The 12,986-nt window shown below is 48.9% G+C and carries 12 protein-coding genes; 1 reads left to right on the top strand and 11 read right to left on the bottom strand.

Translation table 11 applies throughout. From position 1 onward, the window contains the following. Window positions 1–23: 23 nt before the first annotated feature. The gene (locus AM1_RS19650; protein WP_012164645.1) at window positions 24–3,170 is read right to left on the bottom strand and encodes a carotenoid oxygenase family protein; all 3,147 of its coding nucleotides are present in this window, start codon (window positions 3,168–3,170) and stop codon (window positions 24–26) included. A 243-nt stretch (window positions 3,171–3,413) separates the two neighbouring features. Then, a complete protein-coding gene (locus AM1_RS19645) occupies window positions 3,414–4,613 on the bottom strand; it encodes a homocysteine biosynthesis protein (RefSeq protein ID WP_012164643.1) in 1,200 nt (399 codons plus the stop codon). 102 nt (window positions 4,614–4,715) lie between these two features. On the opposite strand from AM1_RS19645, the gene AM1_RS19640 reads away from it, so the two are divergent. Further along, on the top strand, window positions 4,716–5,588 hold the full coding sequence (locus AM1_RS19640; RefSeq protein ID WP_012164642.1) for an MBL fold metallo-hydrolase: 873 nt from the start codon (window positions 4,716–4,718) through the stop codon (window positions 5,586–5,588). A gap of 357 nt (window positions 5,589–5,945) precedes the next feature. Here AM1_RS19640 and AM1_RS19635 read toward each other — a convergent pair whose 3' ends face one another. The 9 genes from AM1_RS19635 to AM1_RS19595 form a co-directional block, all read right to left on the bottom strand. Beyond that, window positions 5,946–6,320, bottom strand: coding sequence for an endonuclease domain-containing protein (locus AM1_RS19635; RefSeq protein ID WP_012164640.1), 375 nt, complete (start codon window positions 6,318–6,320; stop codon window positions 5,946–5,948). A gap of 155 nt (window positions 6,321–6,475) precedes the next feature. Next, entirely contained in the window at window positions 6,476–6,862 is a 387-nt protein-coding gene (locus AM1_RS19630; RefSeq protein WP_041660028.1) for a hypothetical protein, read from the bottom strand. A gap of 89 nt (window positions 6,863–6,951) precedes the next feature. Then, window positions 6,952–7,716 carry a TRAFAC clade GTPase domain-containing protein gene (locus AM1_RS19625; protein ID WP_012164638.1) on the bottom strand — a complete coding sequence of 255 codons (765 nt, stop codon included), beginning with the start codon at window positions 7,714–7,716 and terminating at the stop codon, window positions 6,952–6,954. A gap of 8 nt (window positions 7,717–7,724) precedes the next feature. After that, a complete protein-coding gene (locus tag AM1_RS19620) occupies window positions 7,725–8,552 on the bottom strand; it encodes an SDR family oxidoreductase (RefSeq protein WP_012164637.1) in 828 nt (275 codons plus the stop codon). A 67-nt stretch (window positions 8,553–8,619) separates the two neighbouring features. After that, on the bottom strand, window positions 8,620–9,717 hold the full coding sequence (gene ald, locus AM1_RS19615) for an alanine dehydrogenase (RefSeq protein ID WP_012164636.1): 1,098 nt from the start codon (window positions 9,715–9,717) through the stop codon (window positions 8,620–8,622). Window positions 9,718–9,740: 23 nt separating this feature from the next. Next, window positions 9,741–10,136, bottom strand: coding sequence for a DUF2358 domain-containing protein (locus AM1_RS19610; protein ID WP_012164635.1), 396 nt, complete (start codon window positions 10,134–10,136; stop codon window positions 9,741–9,743). 33 nt (window positions 10,137–10,169) lie between these two features. Continuing rightward, a complete protein-coding gene (prmC, locus tag AM1_RS19605) occupies window positions 10,170–11,108 on the bottom strand; it encodes a peptide chain release factor N(5)-glutamine methyltransferase (protein ID WP_012164634.1) in 939 nt (312 codons plus the stop codon). Next, on the bottom strand, window positions 11,077–11,880 hold the full coding sequence (locus tag AM1_RS19600; protein ID WP_012164633.1) for a Tic22 family protein: 804 nt from the start codon (window positions 11,878–11,880) through the stop codon (window positions 11,077–11,079). The genes prmC and AM1_RS19600 overlap by 32 nt, the downstream gene beginning before the upstream one ends. A gap of 247 nt (window positions 11,881–12,127) precedes the next feature. Next, window positions 12,128–12,502: a PadR family transcriptional regulator gene (locus tag AM1_RS19595; RefSeq protein ID WP_010475419.1), complete on the bottom strand. Its 375-nt coding sequence runs from the start codon at window positions 12,500–12,502 to the stop codon at window positions 12,128–12,130. Window positions 12,503–12,986: the final 484 nt, after the last annotated feature.

Genomic DNA, 12,986 nt, shown 5'->3' with positions numbered 1-12,986 from the left:
GTTGGCCTATCGTTTGGCCAAGCCTAAGCAATGGCATCCGGTAATTCTGCTCGATTATAAAGAAAATTGACCATTGCCTGGGAGCTATCCAACAGCTCAGGGGTCTCTGCCAGAGTCTGTTTTAACTCTTCCGAAACAACTTTCACATAGGTCTGGGGAAGACTCTCTGGATTACTCGATTTGATAATGATCAGTTGGCCCAGCAGCAGAACTCCATTTTCTACAGCAGCAATGATTTTTAACAGAGCTGCGAGGGCCTTTGCACTCTGGTGGAGGAGTAGTGATGGCTCATCATATTGTTGCTTGGGTGGATGACCACGAAACAAGTCAACCCCCGCTTGGGCAATTTCAGCGAACTGATGGGAGGAAAGTTGATCCGTATCTTGATATTGAACGTCTTGAACTAAAGTATCTTCTTCAGCTCGAAGCACAACCGGATCATGGTATCCACAGGCCATCGCATATTGTTCAACACCACGATGGACCGCCGAAGATACGCCATTAGCATCAAAAATCCTCATCTTAAAGGTTTGCTTTGCACTCGCATCTGCACTGTCATGCAGAACCTTAGGGAAGACATCCTGGTCAAATAGATCCTGGATGCGTTGTTTGAGGCTCGCAGGTTCCACTTGATCGAGGACCTCTTGGTAATCGTCCCGCACGTCATAGTCCGTCCGCGAGGGGGGCGATTCCAGCTTGCTCAGCCAGGCGGTATGTAGGGTTGGCCCAATATTTAACTCCGGGTGATTCAGCCGATATAGCGGCCCTTGGCTGAGGTGGGCGGCATCAAAGATCCATAATTCACTCAACTTAGGATGGGTTGCATGGTCTGTTTGTGGATCATCCGTCGCCACAACTACGCAAACAATATAGCCATGGGTAGAACTGGGGAGGCCATCTTCTCTGGGGACGAACTGAGGAGAGCTGGCATAACAGCCTGGCGGAAAGGCGTAATAGTCTTCAACTTTGAGTTGAGGAGGCGTGGAGGTCTGTCCGTCTAGAGCAGGAGTTTGACTGACTCGCAGCAGATTGGCCGGTCTACCTTCCTTGGCAATCCGGTTAATTTGTTGATCGAGTACCTGAGGATCGATTTGTTCTTTGTATAAATCAAGATGGTTAAGGGTGTGATGATTAGGCCAAACACCGCCACAATTCCAATACACATCTGTGACTTGATTGGCTGTCTTTTCGTTGAGGGTAAAGAAGGCCAGCAGTTGAAACTTATCTTCGTCCTCGATAATGACTTTTTCGGATTGCCCCGTTTCCATATCTAGGGTCCACGTCCCTAACTGATTTGGCGCCATACTGTTGGCTAAAACCCCGGATCGCTGCTGCAGGATGTCGTTGATATCTTCTGGACAAGGTTGTCCTGAGTTGCTGGTGGTGGAATAGTGGCAAACGGCCTCATCAATTTTGTTGACAAACTCAGCTGGATCGAGACCCTTGATATGACCAACATGGAGCACCACTTTACCGGCTGGATTGTCATAGCTCGACAGGAAATGGGCGGTTTCCGGTTGAAGACGAAAATGCTTGGCCTTTACTTTGCGGACACCTAGACTGGAATCCCCAGACTCCAGATCAGAGCGGACAATAACGTACACATCGGTGTAGGGGGTTTGGGCATAGTTAAGGAATGAGAATAAATCTTGAAAATCCTGGCGCCAGTCCCTTTTAACCTCTTGTTTAATCTCCTCTGGACTTTTATCGGGAGAGTCAGTTGAAGGGGCAGTGGATTCAGCCTTTTCGGTCCCCTTCTGTTTGGAGCGAGCAACAAACCGAACGATCTTGCGTAGGTTTTTTGTAAAATCTTGGGGATTGAAGAGGCTGGGCAGTACATCAGCCACCACAAATTTAAAGCTGGAATCGGAAATAACAATGTAGTCTTTCGTCAAAGACATTTGATGAACGGACTGATAGATAGGAATTGAATGCCCTTTTTCCGTGACCACTTCCCATTGATTGGATTTATCAATCTCTGTTTGCTCCCCCTGCCATCGATAGAGGAAAAGCCGATCGGTCCCCCCCACTTCCCAGAAACTCAAAATAGCCAGCAATATCCCGACTAGCCACAGCGCAACATTAACGACCCCCAACACAACATAGTCAAAGAAAGACGTTCGCGGGGCATTGGGGTCTTCTCCCTCTAGTTTATTGATGAATTCCAAAACCCCTTTGAGGAAGTAGGGCTGCAGCCGTGAAACTTGCATCATGCTCCCCATGGATTTGGTGCCATTGACCATATAAACGGCATCTTCATGGTCGTCATAGACGGGATGGGCCGACGACAAAATCATGGGAAAGACCTGGGACAAAATCGGGAACCCAAACCACTTTTGCAGGGGCCGTGAAACCGCTGGCATATCAAAAATGGGTTTCCAATCTTTATTGAGTCCGACGGGAGCAACCAATCCTAAGGAACAAGGGTCAACTTCGTAGGGCCGTCCAGCATCCCAAGTCACTAGTAACCGCTCACTGTCCTTCTGTTTCGGCTTTAAGGGTAGCCAGGCGGTATTGAGATAATTCCGGCCGCCCAACCCGATCGATAGACGCGTTAGGGCTGCATCCCGAAACGTCAGTTGCTGATAGTCTGACTTCGGCTTTTGGTATTTGGGGTCGGATTCCAAAGCCCAGTCTGCATAGTAATCAGGGGTTTTGATCAAGCGAGTCGCTAAATGAGCCCATCCCGGTTGTTGGGTCGTGGCACAAGGCTGTTCAGGGTGGGGGTTTTCTGGTGTAGCGGTTGAATGAACTGAGTTATGAAAGTCTAAACGATAGATCATGCCATCGCCAGAATAAATATGTTGCCAACCATCTTGGGTAGGTAAATAAATCTCAGTATTTTCTATCTTTTTGGAATCAAAAGAGGCAGCTGTGCCAATCACAAACACATGGCCCTTCAAAGTGGAGGGAAGAGGTCCTGGCCCTTCAGGCCGAGGAGAATGGCTATGCCAATATTGTGGATCTAGGAAGGCTGTACTGCTGGGGTCTACTGGTTCTCCCTCATTCTTCCTAGACAGAATCGTTAAACCTAATGGCTGGTGGTAATGTTCCTTACGACTGACCGACAAGATCGCTTTGGGAAAGGATGGCCAGGTTTGAGATGCTGTTGAAGATCCACTCACTGTAATATTCCCTTGCACTGATAGGTTGACGCTGGCTGATAGCATTCCGAGTCAATAATGAAGCTCTTTTACCTCATGGGTGACCCAAGCTTGAGATGTTGTTTATGCTAAATTTTGCTGAATTCAGTTTTTGTGAATGCCCTATTTTTTTTAACTTGCTGAAAAAAATAGGAGCAAAAAGTTGTTCAGGCTGCCAACAAGAATTATTCGTTGTTTGAACAATAAAAATATTCCTGATTTCAATCGGATTACTGACTGAAACCTCCAGATTCTTCGAAGGGCCTGAGGTTAATCCAGGCTAATTTGCGACCCCCAAGCATCCTGGGGAACGAAGGTGCGATCGCACGCAATAGACGCCACGGGTTCCGTCAAGGTAAACGTCCCCAACTCGATCCACTGCTTCAGTTCCAACGCTACCTGACGAGCTAGGGCCATACTGGCTAATGGAGCAGAACGGACTTTGGTGCTCTCCACTTGAATGGTTCCAGATTTAAGCTGGGCATAGCTGACGAGGCCAAAAGTAGGTCGCACCCGCCGAGGAATCGAAAAATCGATAATGGGGGCCACTAAGTCTTCATCCGTAACCGCACATCGGCGGACGACTTCATCATCTATTACCGGTAAGGGAATACCAACCCCTAACATCAAAGAAGGGCCATACTGCTTGAAATAGCAGCCTCGCACCCATCGCGACTCCATCTGCTTCGCATCTCCAATGAGGGCCAGGGTCGCCGCTGGCCCAATGGGCGTATCATTCGGCAATCGCTTTTGTAACGGGAAATGCTGGGTACCTTCCCAAGTCACATAGCCCACGCCTCCCCCTAAAAAGATGCGAGTACCTACGCCAATCAACCGTAGGTTGGGGTCATTGAGGAGAGGAGATAAGGCCCCTGGATTGGAGTAGATGGCATTGCCTAGACGCGGTTGCAAAGGCCCTAAGTAGGTATAAAGCAGATGATCACCCCCATTCACCCCCACAATAAAGTTTTGGTAGAGATTGCGGGGATTGAACAGATAAAACTGGTTAATGGTCTCCTTGGTAATCATCGTGTCCAGGGTAGCTCGGGGATAGCAATCGGTCATTTGTCCCAGAGCCCGTAAATGAACCGCTTTACCGGCGATCAAATCCTCAATCACATGGCCGCCCCCTTGCATCTGGATATCTTCCCCCTCCATCAACTCTGAGGGCTGCTTGCGATCCGGGGCTTGAGACGCGCCAAGGTAAAGGTCAACGGCCCCAAACCCTGAATAGGCCGCCACTCCATCCAGCCAACATTGGCGAATTTTGATCGGTGGATCCGTATGCCCCAAGTTGAGAATGGCCCCGGAAGATTCCATCGGTTCAAAGGTGCCCGTGGTAATCACATCGACAGCTTTCGCGGCTTTAGTAATCCCCATATCGGCCACTTTGGCTTTTAGTTCTTCGACGGTCCAAACCACGGCTTTGCCCGCTTCGATTTTGTCGTTAATCTCGGCAATCGTACGCATAGGGGATATGAGAAGTCACGGACGGTTACAGCCTATCACTGCGACTGAAGACCTAATGCTCACGCTAGGCTGGAGACAAGCGGTGTTTCAAGAGAGTTAAAAATGGCTCAGATACAGAAAAGGCGATCGCAAAACGTTACGGGTGATTTGTACGTTGATAGTACTTGCATTGACTGTGATACCTGCCGATGGATGGCCCCCAATATTTTTCATCGGGATGGTAGCCAATCCGCCGTGTTTGTCCAACCTACGCAAGAGAAAGAGCGATTGCATGCCCTACAAGCGTTACTCGCTTGCCCAACAGCTTCAATTGGCACCGTCAATAAACCCACCGAGATTCAACAGGTACAGCAGAGTCTACCTATTCTAATTGCTGAGAATGTCTACCACTGTGGCTACCATTCTGAAAAGTCCTTTGGCGCGACCAGCTATTTCATTCAACGGGATGAGGGCAATGTTCTGGTGGACTCCCCCCGATTCACCCCGCCATTAGTGAAACAGTTAGAAGCGATGGGCGGCATTCAGTATATGTATCTCACCCATCAGGATGATGTGGCGGACCATGCTCAGTTTCAAGCCCATTTTGGTTGCACTCGCATCTTGTACCAGGATGATATTTCCACAGGAACCCAAGATGTGGAATTACAGATTGAAGGGACTGAACCCTATCCTTTGGCTTCAGACCTCCTGATTGTTCCCGTACCCGGCCATAGCAAAGGCCATACAGTTTTGCTGCATAAGCATTTTCTGTTTACGGGAGACCATTTGGCGTGGTCTGCAGGTGCACAGCGTTTGGTTGGGTTCCGGCGCTACTGTTGGTATTCCTGGGAAGAGCAAATTCAGTCTATGCGCAAGCTCCTTGATTACGATTTTGATTGGATTTTACCGGGTCATGGGCGACGGTATCATGCCAGCTTGGAGGAGATGCCTCAACGGATTAAGGAATGCATTGCTGAGATGGAAGCGACTGTGTAAGTCATGGCCCTCACCCCCAGCCCCTCTCCCAGGTTTGGGAGAGGGGAGCAAGAAGTCACCGATACGCTGAATTCCTCCCCCTCGCCCAAGGTTGGGAGAGGGGGCCGGGGGGTGAGGGCCAGCATCCCTATTGATTCAACTGGTTGAACCCAACACTGCTAGCCAAAGCGGACAAGTGTTGCACTCAAAGAGCAAGCCTATATTGAAGCTCAAGCCAGGACTAGGCCCTCTCCCCCAACCCCTCTCCCAGTATTGAGAGAGGGGAGTAAGAATTCACTGATACGCTGCATTCTCCCCTTCGCCCAAGGTTGGGAGAGGGGGTCGGGGGGTGAGGGCCAAAATACCCTGCACCACTCATCACCCTCGACTCGATATATGGTGACAAATCGCCGCCAAAACCTCCTGTAGATTGGACTCCACTGCCGCATTACTAAAGCGCAGAACGGTAAGCCCATACTCCTCCAAATGGGCCGTTCTAGCCAAATCGTAATCCTGTTGCTGCAGATGTATCTCGCCATCAACCTCCACAACTAAACGGCATGAAGGACAGTAAAAATCCACGATAAAGCGACCAATCGGATGTTGTCGTCGCCAGCGCAGCCCATTGAGCTGCCGATTCCGCAAAGCTTCCCACAACAACGCTTCTGCATCAGTCGGATGGTGACGAAGTTGACGAGCTGCCCGCTCAACCTTACGAGTAGTCCCTCGAATTCGATCACTAGATTTTGCCATAACCTACCCCCATCCAAAGCTCTTCCAACACTCTGCCTTCAAACCCCAAACCCTATCCAACCCTGCATTATCCCCCCCCAGAACAACTGAAAATCTCAGCATCACCCCCCGGCCCCCTCTCCCAAAATTGGGAGAGGGGGCCGGGGGGTGATGGCCTACAAATTACAAGCCGCCCGCTCCTCATCCGTCACCTGCTGGCTATTAACCAAATACCAATGCAACCGACGGCACCCCCTGGCCAGCAGCCCTTCTAACCCATCCATTCGATAAAAGATAATTTCAGCTTGCTTCCGAAAAGCATTCGGCTGTTGCACTGTCGCAATCTTCGACCAATCAGAATTAATCGCAAATCGAGATGCCTTATACTGCGCAATTTGCCGTCCCTGCAAGTCCCACACCCGCGCCATGCCATCTTTTCCGAGCGTGGCCAGCAGCTCCCCGTTGGAGCACTGGAGTCTTTCTTGAATGGTGCGGACCTCTTCATCCAAACACAGAGACTGAGTATTCTTAGAATTTGAAGCCAAAATCAGGATTTTATTCACGAATATACCTTCTATCTCTAATCCCGAAACATTACTAGGTTTTTATCAGCCTTTATCCCAGAATATATGCAAAGCTTCACCAAATAGAATTAACGTCTCACAGCCTGTTCAGTTTTATTCAATTCCGTAATCAGCCAGCGAAAAGGCGCACCTGTACCTTGAGGATGCAGTGTCACGCTAGCCCCAAAGGAGATTAGCGGAATCGCAGAGGTGAACCCGTGAGCGTTAATCTGATGACTGCGTAAATCCTGAACAAATGGTTGGAGTTGCTGCTTGAGCTGCCCCCGACTCAGCTCTGTTTGCAATAAATCAAACTTGGTCAGAATCACTGCCAACGGATAATTAGGACGATTAGCTTGGGATTGGGGAAGGAAGTTCGCTAATTGTTGGAGCACCGATTTCACTTTCTGCTGATAGGGACGATCATTGACGAATGCAGGGGCATCGATCAGTAAGCAGCAAGCATGGGAGCTAAATAGCAGCAATTGCAAATCGGCATTATTGGGCTGACAAAATTCTCCCGGAATATCCCACCAGTGCAAATGGCAGCGCGTTTTGACCCCACAGAGAGTCCGAGTCTTAACACTGAAGTTAAACTCAGTCGCTTTTAGCGTTGGCGGCGGATACTGACGAGACTGGGTGATAAAGTCCAACAGCTGATTCATCTTCTCGTGAGACTCAGCATCTTGACAGTCCAGCCATTCCTGGTGCAATCGAGCTTTTTTTCGATTGAAGTGCAGAGAAGTATAGCTACCTGCCAGAAAAACGGTTTTCCCAGCTCCACGGAAGCCAATACTCAAAATGTTATAGGTCTTGGGAGGTTGCCTCGAAAAAAATTGAGCGACACGCTGCATTGTTGGGGCTAGATCAGTTCCGAAAATAGAGTGTTCCAGTCAATGGTGCTAGGTCGAGCCCCCTCACTCATTATTTCAAAAACTTTGCCCTCCGTGTGGGAATTCTGTAGACAGGCGACACAGGCCGCTGCCAAGTCAATCCGACTCGTTTCTCCTGAGAGCTGATCTCCCGTGCCAACGACAATCCCTAACTGACTTTCCGTTTTCGCTTTCAACAACGTATTCAAATCGTAGGACGTATAGGGGCCATCGATCAGGCGGCCAGGACGCACAATCGTATAGGGCAAGCCTGACTCACGGAGCGCCGTTTCACCCACCAGCTTGGCATCCAAAACCCCAAAAGCATTGAGAATACTGAAGGGCAGCTTATCTTTACGTTCAATGCCACAAGCAGAGACCAGCAGAAACCGCTTCAGATCCTGAGGCGCAGCATCAACCAAATGTTGGCCACCCACTGCATCCACCTTTTCAGGACTATTGTCTGCTTGCGCTCGACAATAGCTGGGTCTGGCATATCGCTTAAACCATTCCCACCGAGTTGACGCTGCTCGAAATTCCCACCGAGCTGTGGGGAAGGCCGTGCTGCCGGTGCAGGAAATAATATGGGTTACACCGGGCATCGCCGCCGGTAAAGTGTCTGCCTCGCGGGTATCTCCCACCACAATATCGACTTGATCGGCAAACATCTGCCGGGCCTTATCTTCACTGCGGGATAGAACTCGCACCTTGATGTTTTGGGCTAGGAGTTCTCCCACTGTCAATTGCCCCACCCCGCCTGTGGCACCAACCACCAAGACCAAATCAGACTCAGGATTTAATTCACCAGCATGGGACATAGGTTCGCGCCCAACCACTCAAGACTTCCCTTTCAGCATACCGTTGAGCCGCTCCCCCAGAGCTGATTTAGGCAGCTAAGTCGGGGAACACTTGCTGAACTGCCGGGTGAACCAAACGTTGCTGATAAACATTCAAACCCTTTTGCAAGGCAGCATCTTTTTCAAGAGCCTTTAAGCCATGGTTGGCAAGCTTGGCCACAAACGGGAAGGTACTGTGGTTTAAAGCTTGCGTCGCTGTCCACGGTACTGCCCCCGGCATATTGGGAACTCCATAATGGAGAACCCCCTCGGCTTCATAGACTGGATCAGTGTGAGAGGTCGTGTGCAGTGTTTCGATACAGCCGCCTTGATCGACTGCCACATCCACAATTACCGAACCCGCCGCCATTTTCTGGACTAATGCACGAGACACTAAGATTGGAGCCCGTTTGCCAGGTACAAGAACAGCACCAACCAATAGATCAGCAGTGGGTAATACCTGCTCTAGATGTCGGGAGCTGCTGTACAGTAACTCTACCCGAGAGCCAAAGAGGGTCTCTAAATAGGAAAGCCGTTCCACATTAATATCCAAAATCGTGACTTGAGCCCCCATGCCAACGGCAATACGAGCCGCTTCTGTGCCCACCACACCGCCACCGAGAATCACCACTTTGCCAGGTTTAACCCCGGGAATTCCCCCTAGTAAGACGCCTCGCCCGCCTTGTTGTCGCTCCAGAAACCGCGCGCCAAATTGAATGGAGAGGCGACCGGCGATCACACTCATGGGAGTCAGTAGGGGGAGGGAAATGCGATCGGGTAAGGTTACTTCTACCGTTTCATAGGCGATCGCACTCACATTGGTTTGTATTAACTGCTCCGTCAAGGTGCGATCTGCCGCTAAGTGCAGATAGGTAAATAGAAGTTGCCCCGACTGCAGCAAACCATACTCTGCTGGCAAAGGTTCTTTAACTTTGACGACTAGCTCACGGTTCCAGGCTTGATCGGAAGTGGTGACGATCTTGGCCCCAGCCTGCAAATAGTCCTCATCTGGAAAGCCTGCCCCTATCCCAGCATGGGTCTCGACAAAAACTTGGTGACCTTGCTGACATAAAGATTGAACGCTAGCAGGGCTAAGACCAACACGAAATTCTTGATCCTTGATTTCTTTCGGTAAACCGATTTCCATACCCCACCTTGCTAACCGCCTATCTACAAGGTAGACGATGAGACTGGGAAAAAGAGTTGTTTAAACACCGAGAAACGCGAACAATCCCAATAATCGATATGGCTACACACTAACCCTGCATCGTTGAGCTTCAGTTCGCTACGGCCCGTAATGGCCATCTGCGGTTTCCAGGGGAAGGGTGCTTGCCAATACAAGGTCCAACGGGTATTAATCTCGTTGTCCTGCTGCTCAATTCCATGCACTTCCATCCGGGTATTGATAAACCACTTCTGGATAAAGCCAATCATTTCTTGATACTTGGCAACCCCACGGAACTGGTTGAGGGGATCTTTGAAGTAAACATCCTCTGCATACAAGTCAAAAGACTGATTCTCGGGGAAACGGTCGTAGTCTGCTTGAAGGCGCTCCAGAATGGTCATGGTCGTCACAAATACTGCTACTCGAACCGTAACTTATATTCGATAGGCTTGGGCAAATCGAGGAATACCCGCTAAATCTGGATGAATTTGAATCTGTTCGTACTGGCCTTGGTTGATAAGGAGTGTTTTAACGGCTGCATCTTGGCCACACATCATCTCCAGGAGTAAGAAACCACCAGGTTGGAGGTATTGGGGTGCGATCGCAACAATCTCCTGTATCGCATCTAATCCATCTTCACCACCATCCAAGGCCAGATGGGGTTCATGCTCAAACACTTCAGGCTGCAGGGTCGGTAAAATCTCCGTCGGAATATAGGGCGGATTACTGACAATCCCAGAAAATTGACCTTCTAACCCTACTAAAGGTCCAAACCACTGTCCCCAATGAAAGTGGATTTGCGGATCTAGGCCATAGGTCTGGCTATTACGTTGAGCAACCGCTAACGCTTCCCGACTACAGTCCACAGTATGCACAGTCCCTTGGGGAAAAGCCGTCGCTAACCCCAAAGCAATGGCCCCACTCCCCGTACCCAGATCGGCCCATAAATTCAAGTGATCTAAACGCGCAGAATTTTGAGCGGCATCCACAACCAAGTCAATCAACAATTCTGTTTCTGGACGAGGAATCAGGACATCCTTTGATACCTGTAAATGAAACTGACGCCAATGGGTTGTCCCCGTCAGATGTTGAACCGGCTTATTCTCAGTCAGTCGTTGCTGCCAGAGCTGCTGCAGTTCTTCTAAAGACACCTGCATCTGAACGATCGGGGGCGCAGATGGCGTTAACTTCAAATCTAGAGGGGTAAGGTTAGAGATCTCTAACAACAGCCAATCCAATTCCTGCCTTAAATCAACAAGCGATCGCTCCTGTTCTTGAGACAGATTTGCGATCGCTTGTTGATACCATTGCCAAAGTCTCTGACCCGAGACCTGGAAGGCGTTACTTCTTAGGGGTTGCCGCTGGGGTTGCACTAGGCTTCTGCTGAGCGCCATTTTTCTTCTGCTGCTGAACAGCATACTCTAAGGCATCTCGGGCCGGAATCAGCACAATTTGCTTAGCGGTAGCATCTTCAGACTTGAACAAAGAACCCACCAGTCGATCCAAGGACGTCACCTGAATTTTGGTGGTACCGCTCAGGGGGTTATTTTGCTTCTTGAGCTGGTCGATCATGCCCTGCAAATCTTGCTTGCGGAAATAGAAGGGGATGATCTTCTCTTTGCCCTGCTCAATCGTCAGCAATCCCTTCTCTTTGCCGCCAATGGCGAAGAACATGGGAACGCCCTGAAACTGCTTAACATCTTGACCTTCCTGCTTGAGGATGGCTTTGGCCAGATCGACTTGCTCTTTATTGGGGATAAATTGGAACACCAGTTGGTCCTGCTTATCCTTATTCTTCTTTGTGATTTCATAGGCATCCCGTAGCGAAATCAGCGTCACTCGGGCCGACTTACCAATGTCAGGCTTGTTAGCTTTTAAGTTATTGACCAAATTTTGAGCATCCGTTTGGCTCATAAAGAACGTCGCCACCTGGATCTTTTTGGTCTTATCTTTTGGATTCGGGACAGCGGCGAGAACGGGGGATCCTTTCTCATCTGTCACTGCAAAAGTAGGAACCGTTTCGAGGCGCTTTACTGCTTCCGCTTCAGGAATTGCGATCGCAGCTTCTTGCTGCACTAGAGAGGTACCGACAAAGCCACCTCCAGCCAGGCTAACTATCAGACCCCAGCGAATTAATCCTTTCATAGCTCCTCTCTAATTGCTCAGAAATTTGAATGTGCGTGAGTTCAAGCAAACCCGATATTCGTGACCTCAAACCCGTGCTTATATGCCTTGAGTATGCACATAGCAGAGTTAAACCTTAACATCGATCACTCGTCTGTCAAGTCATGCCCCGGGGGAATAAAATATTCAAATCCCACGTTGATATTAAGACGGCTGGAACCCAGGTAAGTTCCAGCCGAAAGCTCATTCAATCAAGGTCTAAGGGGAATTAAGTCAACACTAAAGACTCTGTTAAGGCAGGATCCTTCCCTAGAAACTTTAGCCACAATTGGGACAAGTTTTTAGCATCCTCTTCCCGTCCCTCGGCAACTTGATACATCCGCCGAGGTCGACCTCGACCGGACTCATTTTGCCAATAGCCACTCAGCATCTCCTCATCAATAAGGAAATTGAGGGCAGCATACAGCACCGTATCAGAAATTCGATAGGGAGGGTGATTGGCTCGAATATGCTTCAGGAGAGCCGTGCCATAGGAATCTCCTTCTTCCAACAAAACCGTCAAGATATAGCAAACAGCTACTTCTTTAGTAATGTAAACGGGAGGAGGGTTTTTGAAATATTGGTGGATGTCTTGAACGTTCATAGTCATACCCCTTGATCTTTAATTAAGATGAATTTAGGCATCGCCACTTCGCGGATTCAACATGGGGATAAGCGATGGCCTGATTAATACTCAAATCTTTGATTCACTCTTCTTAGCCTAGCAAAAATTTCTAAGGAAAAAAATTAGAGTTTTCTTAGAAAACTCTGAAAGCACTCATTAATTTGCATTATGCAAGAATAAGGGCAGCAAATTATTTATTTTTGTAAATAAAATCTTCAGTAGCGAGATTGATATATTTAATCCTGCGTTACTCGGATGCTCAGTCTACAAAGCTACTTTGCGCCATTTGATCAAAGTCCGGCCATTTTTGATAGTAAAAAAAAGTAATCACTAAAAACTAACGAATAAGTTTTTCTTTATTGAACAAAGGTATAGTCTTGTGGCCGAAAGATTAGACCTTTGTTCAGTAAAGATAGCTTACATAAACATCAAAGCCTTCAGAACAATTCAGGCGATGGGTTTC

It is taken from the genome of Acaryochloris marina MBIC11017 (genome assembly GCF_000018105.1).
Classification (GTDB): domain Bacteria; phylum Cyanobacteriota; class Cyanobacteriia; order Thermosynechococcales; family Thermosynechococcaceae; genus Acaryochloris; species Acaryochloris marina.
Note: the sequence above shows the minus strand (reverse complement) of the source record. Positions and strands in the feature narration are given on the sequence as shown.

What these genes read in the sequence shown, in the direction of transcription:
- AM1_RS19650 (WP_012164645.1), bottom strand. Translation starts at nt 3,170, where the DNA reads ATGCTATCAGCCAGCGTCAACCTATCAGTGCAAGGGAATATTACAGTG.
- AM1_RS19645 (WP_012164643.1), bottom strand. Translation starts at nt 4,613, where the DNA reads ATGCGTACGATTGCCGAGATTAACGACAAAATCGAAGCGGGCAAAGCC.
- AM1_RS19640 (WP_012164642.1), top strand. Translation starts at nt 4,716, where the DNA reads ATGGCTCAGATACAGAAAAGGCGATCGCAAAACGTTACGGGTGATTTG.
- AM1_RS19635 (WP_012164640.1), bottom strand. Translation starts at nt 6,320, where the DNA reads ATGGCAAAATCTAGTGATCGAATTCGAGGGACTACTCGTAAGGTTGAG.
- AM1_RS19625 (WP_012164638.1), bottom strand. Translation starts at nt 7,716, where the DNA reads ATGCAGCGTGTCGCTCAATTTTTTTCGAGGCAACCTCCCAAGACCTAT.
- AM1_RS19620 (WP_012164637.1), bottom strand. Translation starts at nt 8,552, where the DNA reads ATGTCCCATGCTGGTGAATTAAATCCTGAGTCTGATTTGGTCTTGGTG.
- ald (WP_012164636.1), bottom strand. Translation starts at nt 9,717, where the DNA reads ATGGAAATCGGTTTACCGAAAGAAATCAAGGATCAAGAATTTCGTGTT.
- AM1_RS19610 (WP_012164635.1), bottom strand. Translation starts at nt 10,136, where the DNA reads ATGACCATTCTGGAGCGCCTTCAAGCAGACTACGACCGTTTCCCCGAG.
- AM1_RS19600 (WP_012164633.1), bottom strand. Translation starts at nt 11,880, where the DNA reads ATGAAAGGATTAATTCGCTGGGGTCTGATAGTTAGCCTGGCTGGAGGT.
- AM1_RS19595 (WP_010475419.1), bottom strand. Translation starts at nt 12,502, where the DNA reads ATGAACGTTCAAGACATCCACCAATATTTCAAAAACCCTCCTCCCGTT.